This window comes from Parendozoicomonas sp. 2304DJ65-17 (genome assembly GCF_058148445.1).
In genome coordinates, this window is record NZ_JBYVJV010000002.1 from 936,571 (window position 1) to 950,254 (window position 13,684).

Sequence of the window (13,684 nt, forward strand, 5' to 3'; positions counted from 1 at the left end):
AGAATGGCTCACATCATTGCCTTATTCGGAGTAATTCAATTTAAACAGACCGGGACCATTGTAAATGTTCTCCAGCCTTAAGAGGAACGACCTGGCTTCCGGCAAAGGGAATGGACTCAGGAACCAGTTGCTCTTTTTTCACCAGGGTAATGGTATCTGTGTTTCGCGGAATATCATAGAAATCTGCGCCAAAGTGGCTGGCGAAACCTTCCAGCTTATCCAGAGCATTCTCTTTCTCGAACACTTCTGCGTACAGTTCTATAGCACCAAAGGCAGAGTAGCAGCCAGCACAGCCACAGGATGTTTCTTTGGTATCTTTTGTATGGGGAGCGGAGTCTGTTCCCAAAAAGAATTTGGAATCGCCGCTGGTGGCCGCTTTCACCAGAGCTTGCTGATGCACATTACGCTTCAGAATTGGCAGGCAGTAATAGTGAGGGCGAATGCCACCGACCAGCATATGGTTACGGTTATACATCAGATGTTGCGGTGTAATAGTTGCGGCAACATTCGCACCGGTTTCGCTGACAAAAGCCACAGCATCCACCGTGGTGATATGTTCCAGCACCACCTTTAGCTCTGGGTAGCGGGTAACCAGAGGAATCAGGTGACGATCAATAAAGACTTTTTCCCGATCGAAAATATCAATATCTGCATCGGTCACTTCACCGTGAACCAGCAGAGGTATGCCAGCATCAATCATGGCTTCCAGAGCAGGAAAAACATTCTCCAGTGCTGTTACACCTGAGTCGGAGTTCGTTGTTGCTCCGGCCGGATATAGTTTCAGAGCATGAACATCGCCACCAGTTTTGGCTTCACGGATGATCTCTGGGGAAGTTTGATCCGTCAGGTACAGAGTCATCAGTGGATCAAAACCGGAACCTTCCGGAACATGAGCCATAATCCGTTGTTTGTATTCAGCAGCCTGCGCCGCGGTAGTTACCGGTGGCCTCAGGTTCGGCATTATGATGGCGCGACCAAAAGTGTTGGCTGTGGCGGGAACTGTTGTGGCCAGTGCATCGCCATCTCTGAGATGCAGGTGAAAATCATCAGGGCGGGTGAGGGTGAGCTGCACGACAGAGTTTTCCTTATTGGGTTTTATCAGGCAGGGCAATACTACTCCAGTTCTGTTATTGAGACATAGCTGCGGATTCATGATTGCTTAATCTGATAAGTAACACGCCTGTTACCTGCGGTTCAGAACTCTTTCTATCAGAAGGGTCTTATCTTTGGATGAAATAAAGTTAACCAAAGGTGATAAAAATGAATGTTAGGGGTGATCATGAAGGGTTGGGGCCTGTAAGGGAAGGGCTGGAGCAAAGAGTTGGGCGTAGACGTGCACGTAGAGATGATCGAGCCCCTCTAGGTAACGCTCATCAAGCACAGCATCATGGGAGAGTGGTTGATAATACAGAAGATGACATCAAGTACGGGATATGGTTGACAGGGGCAGCTTTTGCTGTGGGTTATGCATGTGGTGGCCCCCCGATTGCTGTAGGGGCTTCCGCGGTTACAGCTGGCATTTGTGTTAAAAGCATATATCAACGCCGTATAGCTCGTGTACAACGTGAGCGTCAGTGGCAACAACAACAGCAGCGTGAGCGTTTTGAACAGACCTCAGAGGCTCGATTGAAAGTGACTGCCAAGCCAGAGCTGTCTGTTGGAAAAAGAGTTGTTGACGTGAATGTTCAAATTGAACAGTTTTTTGTGGAACTAAAAAAACTATGTGATGAAGATGATATCCCTCTACCAGGTGGTAGTGATGAGATACCGGAATTTTTGATTAATGTTCAGGCCGATGTTCACAAAGACAGAAGCTCGTTACATTTTTTAGGGCGGGGTGTTTCAGATTACCTCGCGATGATAAGCCTTGAAGGTAAGGAGCTTCCGGAAGACTTACCAAAACTTAAAGAAGAGCTGTCCAGCTGCTTTGATAGGTGGAGGAAGAAAACTACACCAAGACATAAAGAGCAGTGCTTAGATGGAATGCTTGCACTCAGAGAGCGGACCAGAGATAGCAGGCCTCTGAGGCGAGAGCACTCCTGTAAAAAGATTTCAGATAATCTTCTTACATGTTGGGAGACAGTGAAAAGCGACTTTATGAACGCCCAGAAAGAGTTTTTTGTAGAAGCTAATACCAAGTTGGAAGAATTTAAGCAGCGGGCTGATACAGCTCAGGATAAGGCAGCTCTTGATACCTTGATTACCGAGTACAGTCATTGGGTTGAAACAGCAGGCGTACAGTTTCAGGTTCCACCGTGTGGTAGAAGGCTAGCCCTTTTTGAGGGGGATCTGGATGATCTGGATTTATAGACAATGATCTGTGATTTGAGAAAAGGCTCTGTTCTAAAGCTTGAATCAGGTTCGATGATAAAACATCAACAGTCCCTAGCGCTCCCCCTGTCTATTTGGCAAGCTGTGCATCTCTTTATGCGTATCAACAATAATAATAGGGAATGCTATGAGTACACAGACCTATGATCTCGTGGTCTTTGGAGCCACCAGCTTTGTTGGACAGATACTGGTAAAGTATCTGGTTACTCACTTCAACGAGCATCCCGAAGACAAAGTGTCCTGGGCTATGGCTGGTCGTTCAGAAGCCAAGCTGGAGCAGGTTCGCTCTGAAGCCGGTGCCAATGATATTCCTCTGCTCATTGCTGATGCAGATAACGAAGCGGCTCTGCAGGCCCTGTGCAAAAAAACCAAGGTAATGATCTCAACCGTTGGCCCTTACGCTTTGTATGGCACCACGCTGGTAAAAGCCTGTGTCGAAAATGGTACGGACTATTGTGATCTCACCGGTGAAACCCAGTGGATCAAGCGCATGGTGGACAGGTTTGAGTCTCAGGCGAAACAAACCGGAGCCCGCATTGTTCACTGTTGCGGCTTTGACTCTATTCCTTCCGACCTTGGTGTGGCTTTCCTGCAAAAAACAGCACAGGAGAAGTTTGGCGCTCCCTGTACCGATGTGAAAATGCGGGTGAAAGCTGCCAAAGGTGGTGCATCTGGAGGAACTATTGCCAGTATTATCAACGTCACCAAGGAGGCGATTGCCAACCCCGCTTTGAGAAAAGAGCTGGCCAACCCTTATTCGCTTTGCCCACCTGATCATTTGTTCACGGCTCGTCAGCGCAATGTGAAATCGGCAGTGTTTGATAAGGACTTCCAGTGCTGGTCGGCACCTTTTGTGATGGCGGCCATTAATACCCGTGTTGTTCATCGTTCCAATGCTTTGTCTGGCAATGCTTATGGTGATGATTTCCGTTATGACGAAGCCATGCTCACCGGTCGTGAATTTAAAGGCCGGATGACCGCCATGACTATGGTGGCAGGTTTGGGTGCTTTCATGCTGGGAGCGGTTATCAAACCTACTCGCTGGCTGATGGAGAGCTATATGCTACCTAAGCCGGGTGAAGGTCCTTCTCCGGAGGCTCAGCGAAAAGGTTATTACGACCTGCGCTTTGTCGGTCGTACCGCTGATGGTAAAAAGCTTCGTACGAAAGTCACTGGCGATCGTGACCCCGGTTATGGTTCTACCAGCAAAATGCTGGGGCAGGCCGGATTAAGCCTTGCGCTGGATATCTCCAAAGAGGAGAAAGCTGGTGGCTTTTGGACAACCGCAACAATCTTTGATGAGCGTATGTTTAAACGCCTGACTGCGCACGCTGGGTTGGGGTTTGAGGTTGTGGAATAACGTAACCGCCTTGTTAGCCCATATTCTTGGCTAACAGTACTGTAAGAGAATTATTGTTTGGGTCTTTGGTCTATTAATCCTTAATAGCTCAAAGGCTCAATTTAATGATCAGAACATCTTCTCGGACTGTAAGACGCCCTCCCGATCGTTATCGAGAAAGGGAGCGTTCACCTCTTATGAAAGTGAGGCATTCCCTGCGAGTCTCTTCACGGTATGAGCGAATTAAAATTTTAAATGAGCTTCGGGATGATCTCTCTATTAAATCGGGCTTCTTTATTTTTAATGGTTTGGCTGGCAGCCAGTTGTCGGTTGATGAACCAAAACGCTCAACATTGTTAGAACAGCGAAAGCTTGCCAATGTAGTTCAACCAGATGTAGAACGAACAGTTATGCGTTGGCATAAACACTTGCCTGAAGCAGAACTGAAAAGAGAAAGGGAGCTGGTACAGGTCACAGAGAATGGCAGTCAGCTAGAGTTTGGTAAGTCCCGCCATGCTGGCTTTGTTTATGAAGGTAGCGAGTGGCCTTTTAATTTGCAGCTTCCAAATTTGAAAGAGGGTGACCGAGGAAAACTCATAACCATTGTTAATAATGCTCCCAGAGAAATTCAATTATGTGCAGGGAAACGAGGGCTAAAACTGGAGCAGGAATCCATTCCACCCGGAGCTAATATCTGTTATCGCTGTATTGAGGCGGATGGAAAGTTGTCGTGGGAAATGGTGTCCTGGGCGCTTCCTGAGAATATAACCTCAGTTCCTATGCCTTTGCTTAGAGAAGACGTGCCAACATCAAAAACAGATTCGCCGGTAACTGGTGAGCCACATCTTACGGCAGCTGAGATAGCTCATGTTTTTAAACAGGAAACGGAAAGAGATGTTCCCTGTTTTTATTCCTTGCCTGATATGGCTAGCCATATGAAGGCCTTGAAAAATAAGGGTAAAGATTTTCAGTGTGAGATGCTGTACGAGACAAAAACCTGCCACTGCATCGCCGTTATTCTCCGTTTTAATGCCAAAGATAAAAAGGTGCGGGTATTTATTAACGAGACCCTGAAGCCTGATGGTGGCGTGGCTAAAAAAACAAGGGAATCATTTCAAAAGGAGATAGGTAAAGCTTTTCCTGATTGTCATGTTTCAGTGATTGCCCCCGGCTTTCTACAACAGAGGGACTATATCGGCTGTGGCATTTTTGCATTACACACATTGCGCTGTATAAACGAGAATAAAGCACTTTTAGATCGTTTATTTGCCTTGTGCCCGGTCACTGGAGAGCGGTTTTTAAAAATTAACGAACTCCCGGCAGTCTTTCTGGAGTTTTTTCAGGGAGACAGAGCATTAATAACTGCTGGAATGAAAAGAAAGAGTGTGGATGGTGGAGTTTCTCTTGGTGGTGCACTTGACCAGCAATCGGTTGATAAGAAAAGTTGTGGTGGTTTATTAGTGAAGGTTAATGCCGCAGCGCTATTGGAACACTATCGACTTATTCAGAAGTAATCTTGGCAGGTGATTGAAGAAAAAAAATAAACAACGTTTAATGTCTACCTCTGGCAGCAAATAAAAAAATATAATTATGTCGTTTAACTCTTCTCTGCAAAATTATGATGCCACCGGGCTTGCTGAACTTATCCGTACTGGTCAGATAAGCAGGGAGGAGGCATTCGATTTCAGTGTTCAGCAAATTGAGCAGCATAACCCGGCCCTGAATGCTGTTATTCGCACCCGCTTTGATAAAGCCCAGGAAGAAATGAAAGCCGTTGATGCGGATGCGCCTTTTGCTGGCGTTCCTTTTCTTACCAAAGATCTTTTGGCGGCTATTGGCGGAGAGCCATTAGGGTTCGGCAGCGGTGCCATGAAGGATTACCGGCCTCCGGTTGATTCTGAGCTGGTGAAACGTTTCCGCAAAGCCGGGCTGGTAATTCTCGGGCAAACCAATACTCCCGAGTTGGGATTGATGGGAATTACAGAGCCAAAAGCTAACGGGCCATCCCGTAACCCCTGGAATACCGATAGAACTCCCGGTGGTTCCAGCGGTGGCACAGCAGCGGCCGTCGCGGCTCGTATTGTTCCTATGGCATCTGGTGGTGATGGTGGTGGCTCTATTCGTATTCCTTCATCCTGCTGTGGGCTGTTCGGTTTAAAGCCAAGCCGTGGTTTGCAACCTATGGGGCCGTATCTTTCTGATGCCTGGAGTGGTGCTGTCAGTGAGCATGTTCTCACGCGATCTGTGCGGGACAGTGCAGCGATGCTGGATATTACCAATGGTATGGATTGCGGTGCTCCTTTTCCGATAAGGCATGAGCAGGGCTTTCTGGCCGCTACAGAAAAAGACCCACAGCCTCTGCGTATAGGTTTTACCTGTAAGAGCCCGACCGGTTCCCCAGTCAGTCAGGAATGTATTGATGGTGTGAATAACACAGTTCAGCTGCTGCAGGATCTTGGGCACCATGTTGAAGAGATTGATCTCGGGCTGGACAGTGAACGACTGGCATCCAGCTTCTTGACCATGTTGCTGGGTAATACGGCTGCTGATGTGGTTAGTCTTTCGGAAATGACGGGTGTCTCTGTTGGCAAGCTGGATATCGAACTGGCAACCCGAGCACTGTATAAGATTGGTAGCCAGGTAAAGGCGCGGGACTTCCTGTTAAGCCAGATTTACTGGAATGAACTGCGTCGCTCTATGGGCGAACTGCATACCCGATTTGATGTGGTCCTTACCCCGACTCTGGCAGATGTTCCCCAGCCTGTCGGTTCTTTGTATCCCTCCAAAGCTGAGCAGCTGTCCATGAGGTTGCTGGCTATTCCCGGAATGAGCTGGCTGAGCCACAAAGCTGGAATTGTGGATAAAATGGCTCGGGAAATGCTGGATAAGCTTCCATTTACACAACTGGCCAATATGACCGGGCAGCCATCCATGTCTGTGCCCCTCCACTGGAGTAAGGAGAACCTTCCAGTAGGGGTTCAGTTTACTGCGGCGATGGGCGAGGATGCCTTGCTGTTCAGTCTGGCCGGGCAGCTGGAACGCGCCCAACCCTGGGCAGATAAAATGCCTGATATGTGTGCTGATACTCAGGCTGGAAACTCTGGTAAGGCGAAAGCTTTAGCAGCAACACCTGCCTGATAGTCTGTTGATCACGGGAGCTGCCGATAGATTGAAAAGAATCTATCAACGGCAGCTTCTGATGACGACACCTTCCCATGACAATATTCAAACAGATAAGAACGCTCAAGATTGTTGGCTCTGGCTGGAGGATATTGAAGGCACCAAAGCCCTTGAATGGGTTAAGCAGCAAAACCAGCTGTCAACAAATCAGCTGCAATCTCACCCCGATTATCAATCTATTTACGATAACAACCTGAAAATTCTGGAAAGCCAGGACAAGATTCCCCATATCAGCCAGCGGGGTGGTTACCTCTATAACTTTTGGCAAGACGATAAACATGTACGGGGAATCTGGCGCAGAACAACCCCGGAGTCATTTCAGGATGCTGAACCTCAATGGGAACTGTTGCTCGATATGGATCAGCTCTGTGAGCAGGAAGGCGAAAGCTGGGTCTGGCAGGGCACTGATTGCCTGTATCCGGATTGTGAGCGCTTCCTGATTTATTTGTCTCGGGGTGGTGCTGATGCCTGTGAAGTCCGTGAGTTTGATATTGTGTCTAAAACGTTTCTCTCTGATGGTTTTTTTATCCCCGAAGCCAAAAGTCAGTGCTGTTGGATAGATATCAATACTTTGCTGGTGGCAACTGATTTTGGCGAGGGCAGCCTCACAGATGCGGGTTTTCCAAGAATCTGCAAGGCGCTGAAAAGGGGAGAATCTTTAGAGAAGGCCGAGCATGTTTACACCATAGAGCCGGAGTTATGCATGCTGGCTCCCTGGAAACTGTACAGTGCCAAGGGCGATGTAGAGTTGGTCAGTGTCTATCCCAGTTTTTTTACTACCCATCACTTTGCCTATACAAACCAAGGGCTAATCAAACTTGACCTACCTGACGATTGTGAAGTTCTGGAATTCATCCACCAGCAACTGATTGTGCGACTGAAAAAAGACTGGAGTGTTGATGGAGAGGTCAGAAAGCAGGGTGCAATCATTGGATTGAGTTATCCCAACCTGCTTCAAGGGCAACATCGGGTACATAGCATTTATACACCGAATCAATACAGCACGGTGGATGAAGAGGGCGTGAGTGCAAGCTGTGATTCATTGTTTATCTGCACGCTTGAAAATGTTGTGTCCAGTGTTTTGCAATTTCAGTTTGCTGATGATGAGTGGCAAAGAGTCGCAAGTTCACTGCCTGAAGGTGGGAAAAGTCATATTGTCAGCAGCGATTGTTTCAGCAGAGAAGTTTACCTTTCCCACGAAGATTTTCTTGAACCAAGTACTCTTTACCTGCTTCAGGATTGCACCTGCCAGCCAATCAAGAAACTGCCAGAGCAGTTCCAGAGTCAGGGGTTGGTCAGTCATCAATATTGGGCGCAGTCCAGAGATGGAACCAATATTCCTTATTTTGTAATCGGGCAGGAAGCTACGTTGGAAAAACTGTCGTCAGGAGAAGATGCTGCTCCAGTACTTCTCTATGGCTATGGTGGCTTTGATATCAGCCTGACACCTTATTATCCCTCTTCAATAGGTAAGAACTGGCTGGAGCGAGGCGGTGTTTTTGCTGTTGCCAATATTCGCGGTGGTGGTGAGTTCGGCCCACAGTGGCATGACTCGGCAAGAAAGCAGAATCGCATGCGCTCCTACGAAGACTTTATTGCTGTGGCTGAGGATTTGATTGAACGACAGATTACCGCACCGGAAAAACTTGGGATCGTTGGTGGAAGTAATGGTGGCTTACTTGTAGGTGCTGTTATGACTCTCCGGCCGGAGCTTTTTAACGCCGTGGTTTGTCAGGTTCCTTTGCTGGATATGCAGCGTTACCACTTGCTGTTGGCTGGAGCCAGTTGGGTTGATGAATATGGCAACCCGGATATTCCGGAAGAGTGGGAGTGGATAAAAGCTTACTCTCCTTATCAGAACCTTTGCGAAAGTAGTCCTTATCCTGAAGCTTTTATTCACACCTCAACCAAAGACGACAGGGTTCACCCAGGGCATGCCCGTAAAATGGCTGCAAAAATGCAGGCACTGGGAAAGCCGGTTTATTACTTCGAAAACATTGAAGGCGGGCATTCTGCTGCTGCCGACCTGAAGCAGAGAGCATTTATCCAGGCTCTGGAATACTGTTACCTCTGGCAACAGTTAGGCTGATAGTAAAGCGTATTCGGCTTGTACTTATATCGAAAGAGAAGCGGCAATCCTATCATTATCGCGATTTAACGATGATGAGTTTTATGGCTAAGAAATGTCTTTGCGATCTCAGCAGTTTTGAGTTTGATGAGAGCGTAGAAAAAGAGCTGGCAGCTTATGCCAAAGCGATTGGTCATCCGGCCAGAGTCCGTTTGCTGAAAATTCTTGCCGCTGGTGGATGTCTGGGATCTGATCTAGTGGATCAGTTAGGGTTGGCACAATCGACCGTTTCTGAGCATTTAAGAATTCTTAAAGAGTCCGGTTTGGTTCTGGCTGAGGTACAACACCCCCGCACCTGCTTCAGCTTGCGACCGGAAGCTTTGCGCCGGGTACAGGAGTTACTCGGAGCTCTTTAAATTAAGGTTGGTAAAACTCAGTTATAGTCTGGCTGTTGTTCGGGAAACATCGGCCTTTTTTTGAAATATTATGATCGTTATTCGGCGATTGACGATTTTGAACGCTGCTATTCGGTCATAAGGGAGTATGTTGTGGGTATTTTTGAGCGGTACTTGAGCGTATGGGTTGGCCTGGCCATGGTGGCAGGACTTCTTGGCGGAACAGCCTTTCCTGACCTTTTTGTTTTTCTGGGAGGGCTGGAGTACGCAAGCATTAACTTTGTTATTGCCGTCCTGATCTGGTTGATGATCTACCCGATGATGATGCAGGTTGATTTTGCTTCGGTAAAAAACGTTCATCGTCGTCCAAAGGGGTTGATTGTTACTTTGACGGTGAACTGGCTGATCAAGCCTTTCACTATGGCACTGCTGGCCGTGTTCTTTATGCGTTATTTGTACAGCGCCTGGATTTCTCCAGAACTGGGTGAGCAATATATCGCCGGTATGATTTTGCTGGGCGTTGCACCCTGTACCGCTATGGTATTTGTCTGGAGTCAGCTGACCAAAGGTGACCCAAACTACACGCTGGTTCAGGTGGCTGTGAATGATCTTATTATGATCGTGGCCTTTGCTCCTATTGCGGCCTTCCTGCTGGGGGTGACAGATGTAACTGTGCCTTGGAGTACACTGCTTCTGTCTGTAGTGCTTTTTGTTGTGATTCCACTGGTGGCAGGATGGTTGACGCGAAAGTCTCTCCGTTCACAACAGTCACTGGATAGTTTAGCTGGAAAGATTAAGCCTCTTTCCACTCTTGGCCTGATTGGAACTGTTGTGTTGCTGTTTGGTTTTCAGGCACCACGGATTATCAGTGCACCGATGGATATTGTTCTGATCGCGATACCGCTGATTATTCAGACTGTCCTGATTTTCGCTATTGCTTATGTATGGATGCGTAAGTGGAAGCAACCCCATGATCTGGCTGCACCAGGTGCAATGATTGGTGCATCTAACTTCTTCGAACTGGCAGTTGCTGTTGCCATTAGCCTGTTTGGCCTGAACTCTGGTGCAGCTCTTGCCACTGTAGTTGGAGTGCTGGTGGAAGTCCCTGTGATGTTGGCTTTGGTAGCTTATGCCAATAAGACACGCTCACAGTTCCCGAAGGTGGCTTCTGCCTAGTTGCAAGCGGAATTAGACAAGCGATGAAGGACTTGCCCTTCATCGCTTTACATAGAGTTCTTATCAACCTTTCATAATCCCAAGCTCCCCTTGAGAGAAATTTCTCAGATTCGGGAACAAGCGATTTAAGTCGTTAGCTTTAACACCAAACCAGAGAGCCAGTTCTGCATACAGTTGATCTGTAGGCGTGGTTGGAATTAACACACCATCTCCGGAATCCAACTCGCCGCCAAGTTCCAACAGCGGATACTTTCCGAAAACCTTTCCTCCCTGTACCTGATTACCCATTACCAGCGTATTACCACCCCAGCCATGATCGGTGCCATTGCCATTAGAGGTCAGAGTTCTGCCGAAGTCTGAACCGGTAAAGGTAACCACACGATCATCAACGCCAAGTTCTTCCAGTGAACTCTGGAATTCTCCCAAACCCTGGCTGACAACCTTGAGCATACGAGCATGGTTGTCCAGCAACTCATCGTGATGATCCCAGCCTATATAACGCAGGAAGAATGTTTGCTGAGGCAGGCCCAGCTGTTTGGACGCTTTGATAGTACGAGCAACCATTTTCAACTGTTGAGACAATGGCGTATCTGAGAAATCGGTGCTGGTATGAACCTTCTTCAAAGCTTTACTGAAACCTTCATGCTGGCTTTGGGCCTGCTGAGTAAACGAGGCATAAGTTTGCTTGAATGGATCCCGGTATTGTTTGCCAAGAATGCTGTCGATACTGGATTGCAGCAGTTGGTCAAAGTCCGATTGTTGATCTTTAAAGATCATCCCAACGCTGCCTTTTTCGGTGATGGCGTAACTGGTACCAACCTGGCCATCCTGCATAATATTGCTGCCAGCCATGGAGATATTCATGGGTATCTGCCCTGCAGCCCGATTAGGTTGCAGAGCATCAGCAAAAGCTCCGAACCAGCCGCGGTTCACTCTTGTTTCCGGGCGGGAAGTTTGCCAATGACGGAACTGATCCGCATGTGACATTAACCCGACAGGTAAACGCACAGAGTTAGCCGCAAATTGTGCTTTGGTGACTGGCTCTATAAGGGGGCCAATATTGGCAACAAAGGAAAGTTTTTCCTTGTTAAACAGCTTTTGAACCTCAGGCATTGAAGGGTGCAAACCAAAGGTCTGACCTTGATCGTCTTTAAAGTTGTTTAGCGGAAGAAGTTCACCCTTTGAGAGCGCAAGGTTGCTGCGGGACTTTTGGTAAACCTTATATTCAGCGTTGGAACGAGGCACCAGCATATTAAAACTGTCGTTTCCTCCATCCAGCATCAGGAACACCAACGCTTTGTTTTGTGGCGTGATATTCAGCGGTTGCCCTGAAGAGTCTCGTAGCATGCTGGCTGCGGAAAACTGTGAGGCCATCAAACTCGAACCAGCAATCACAACACCGGAGTTTTTCAGGAAGTTACGGCGGGATAATTTTTTATGGTTCATGCTGCGCCCTCCAGAATAGCGAACTGTGGTGAAATGGTGATCATGAAAACGACAGTTTGCACAACCCACTCACTTTGATCGGGGTAGTACTGGATGGCATCAAGAATTTCCTGTTCCACAGAGCATTCTTCACTGCCGCACAGAAGAAGGCTGACCTTGGCAATTAATGCTTTGAACTCCTGGCGCTGAGCCATGTTCAGCTCATCAGAAAAGTTCAGGTGAATTCTGTCCCGTGCGTATGTTTCCAGCTTGTCAGGGTCAAGCTCCGGAACATTGTTAACCGTGTTATTAATCTCTGTGGACACCAGTGGGTAGTAGCCACCAAAGAACCAGCTGTACATGGTGTTGATGTAAGCGACAGATGTAGAAGAGTTATGCAGTTCAAACTCTGGCGCTACCTCCCCAGCCTTTTCAATTGGCCCGTGTGGTGTGTAATCCGGCTTATAAAAATTAAATACAGTTGGTGAAGCCATTGGGTGCTGGCCAAGCTGTTCTTTTATATCGTCCCCGGTTAACCACAGTTTTTGGGATTGGTTGTAAGCTTTGAACGCCCGAAGTATTTGAGTGACACGCAGTACAGGTGATTTTAATTTTTTCGGATGACTGGCTTCCGGGTGAGTCAGAATCTCCTGAACCATTGCTTTCATATCACCGTTTGCACCAAATTTTTCTGCCACGGCTTTTATGTATGCAGGTGATGGATTGGAAGTGACCAACTGCTGTATCAGTTTATGGGCGATATAAGGTGCGGTGCTTGGGTGATTTGTCAGAGCCTGAACAGTGTCTTTTATATCTTTAATGGTGCCTTGTCTTGCAGGCAGGTTGATTCGTCCTTTCAGCAGATTTTTGCTGCCCTGATCGTGAAATTTTTCATCAGCAACCATTGGGGAAACCATATCGACGAAAGGTATGGTTTTGTAGGTTTTACTAACGCCATCGGCGAAGGAAATCTTTTCACCGTTATAAGGGAAGAAGTCGGTATCCCATTCATAAAGATATTGAGAGGCTTTTAAACCGGTAAAAATTCGGGCCATCTCCTTAATATCGTTATTGTCATAGGTCGGTATGTCATTACCGGCAGAATCTTTGCGACGGGAGCCATCCTTGTTCAGCTCAAATAAGCCTATGCTGAACAGCTGCATAATTTCCCGGGCATAGTTTTCATCAGGGTGAATATTCTCTGCCGGTACAGCCTTACGGTTGTTCATGTGGGAAAGGTAAAAGCCCATCGCCGGGTGGAGGCTTACCTCGTAAAGCATATTGCTGTAATTGCCAAAGGCGTTGCGATAAAGGATGTCGTAGTAGCTGGCCATGGATACGGCATCCAGCTCAAGTTTGGAGTTCTCTGAGATGACAAGGATCTCACTCAGGGCAAGAGCAACCCTGTGACGAAGAAGAGTTTCAGGGGCAGCATTCAGTGTGCGTTCCCACCAGGCCATCCTGAAATACCAGTTATAAGGCAGAGCCGGATTGTTACCATCGCCGTCCAGAGCTTTAACGCCGTGTGCCTTAATCAGGCGTTTCTTGAAAGATTGCCAGATATCTCGGGTTTTGGCCTCAAATCGATCCTCAGGGTGGAGAGCAGTATTTAGTTGCTGATTCAGCCAGGATGTTTTTCCTGTACTGGTTACGTGATCAAGAGTTTTCTGATCCGCTCCCAAGGTCGCCGCCATAAGGAAGCGGGCGATTTCCTCTTTTCTCTCAGACACAGTGTTTTCCTGATGCTTATAAGTATGAGCAGGAGTGTAA

10 protein-coding genes are annotated in these 13,684 nt (G+C 47.6%); 7 read left to right on the forward strand and 3 right to left on the reverse strand.

The features are described 5' to 3' along the window. Window positions 1-40 precede the first annotated feature (40 nt). Complete coding sequence (pyrC, locus tag ACY2RR_RS09210; RefSeq protein WP_490107839.1) at window positions 41-1,072, reverse strand: dihydroorotase; 1,032 nt, start codon at window positions 1,070-1,072, stop codon at window positions 41-43. Window positions 1,073-1,260: 188 nt separating this feature from the next. On the opposite strand from pyrC, the gene ACY2RR_RS09215 reads away from it, so the two are divergent. From ACY2RR_RS09215 to arsB, 7 genes are all read left to right on the forward strand, one after another. Then, on the forward strand, window positions 1,261-2,310 hold the full coding sequence (locus ACY2RR_RS09215; protein ID WP_490107840.1) for a hypothetical protein: 1,050 nt from the start codon (window positions 1,261-1,263) through the stop codon (window positions 2,308-2,310). Between the two features lie 148 nt (window positions 2,311-2,458). Next, a complete protein-coding gene (locus ACY2RR_RS09220) occupies window positions 2,459-3,691 on the forward strand; it encodes a saccharopine dehydrogenase family protein (protein ID WP_490107841.1) in 1,233 nt (410 codons plus the stop codon). A gap of 176 nt (window positions 3,692-3,867) precedes the next feature. Continuing rightward, window positions 3,868-5,184: a YopJ family acetyltransferase gene (locus ACY2RR_RS09225; RefSeq protein WP_490107842.1), complete on the forward strand. Its 1,317-nt coding sequence runs from the start codon at window positions 3,868-3,870 to the stop codon at window positions 5,182-5,184. A 76-nt stretch (window positions 5,185-5,260) separates the two neighbouring features. Then, entirely contained in the window at window positions 5,261-6,808 is a 1,548-nt protein-coding gene (locus ACY2RR_RS09230) for an amidase (RefSeq protein ID WP_490107843.1), read from the forward strand. Between the two features lie 61 nt (window positions 6,809-6,869). Then, on the forward strand, window positions 6,870-8,939 hold the full coding sequence (locus ACY2RR_RS09235) for a prolyl oligopeptidase family serine peptidase (RefSeq protein ID WP_490107844.1): 2,070 nt from the start codon (window positions 6,870-6,872) through the stop codon (window positions 8,937-8,939). Between the two features lie 83 nt (window positions 8,940-9,022). After that, a complete protein-coding gene (locus ACY2RR_RS09240) occupies window positions 9,023-9,334 on the forward strand; it encodes an ArsR/SmtB family transcription factor (RefSeq protein ID WP_490107845.1) in 312 nt (103 codons plus the stop codon). 132 nt (window positions 9,335-9,466) lie between these two features. Beyond that, on the forward strand, window positions 9,467-10,489 hold the full coding sequence (gene arsB, locus ACY2RR_RS09245) for an ACR3 family arsenite efflux transporter (RefSeq protein ID WP_490107846.1): 1,023 nt from the start codon (window positions 9,467-9,469) through the stop codon (window positions 10,487-10,489). A 63-nt stretch (window positions 10,490-10,552) separates the two neighbouring features. Here the strand turns inward: arsB and ACY2RR_RS09250 are convergent, their stop codons facing one another. Both ACY2RR_RS09250 and ACY2RR_RS09255 read right to left on the reverse strand, forming a co-directional pair. After that, entirely contained in the window at window positions 10,553-11,935 is a 1,383-nt protein-coding gene (locus tag ACY2RR_RS09250; RefSeq protein ID WP_490107847.1) for a DUF1501 domain-containing protein, read from the reverse strand. Further along, window positions 11,932-13,644, reverse strand: coding sequence for a DUF1800 domain-containing protein (locus ACY2RR_RS09255; RefSeq protein WP_490107848.1), 1,713 nt, complete (start codon window positions 13,642-13,644; stop codon window positions 11,932-11,934). Before ACY2RR_RS09255 ends, ACY2RR_RS09250 begins: the two co-directional genes overlap by 4 nt. Window positions 13,645-13,684 lie beyond the last annotated feature (40 nt).

Excerpts from the sequence above, each read along its gene's own strand:
- ACY2RR_RS09215 (WP_490107840.1), top strand. The coding sequence starts at position 1,261 with ATGAATGTTAGGGGTGATCATGAAGGGTTGGGGCCTGTAAGGGAAGGG.
- ACY2RR_RS09220 (WP_490107841.1), top strand. The coding sequence starts at position 2,459 with ATGAGTACACAGACCTATGATCTCGTGGTCTTTGGAGCCACCAGCTTT.
- ACY2RR_RS09250 (WP_490107847.1), bottom strand. The coding sequence starts at position 11,935 with ATGAACCATAAAAAATTATCCCGCCGTAACTTCCTGAAAAACTCCGGT.
- ACY2RR_RS09240 (WP_490107845.1), top strand. The coding sequence starts at position 9,023 with ATGGCTAAGAAATGTCTTTGCGATCTCAGCAGTTTTGAGTTTGATGAG.
- ACY2RR_RS09235 (WP_490107844.1), top strand. The coding sequence starts at position 6,870 with ATGACGACACCTTCCCATGACAATATTCAAACAGATAAGAACGCTCAA.
- ACY2RR_RS09230 (WP_490107843.1), top strand. The coding sequence starts at position 5,261 with ATGTCGTTTAACTCTTCTCTGCAAAATTATGATGCCACCGGGCTTGCT.
- ACY2RR_RS09225 (WP_490107842.1), top strand. The coding sequence starts at position 3,868 with ATGAAAGTGAGGCATTCCCTGCGAGTCTCTTCACGGTATGAGCGAATT.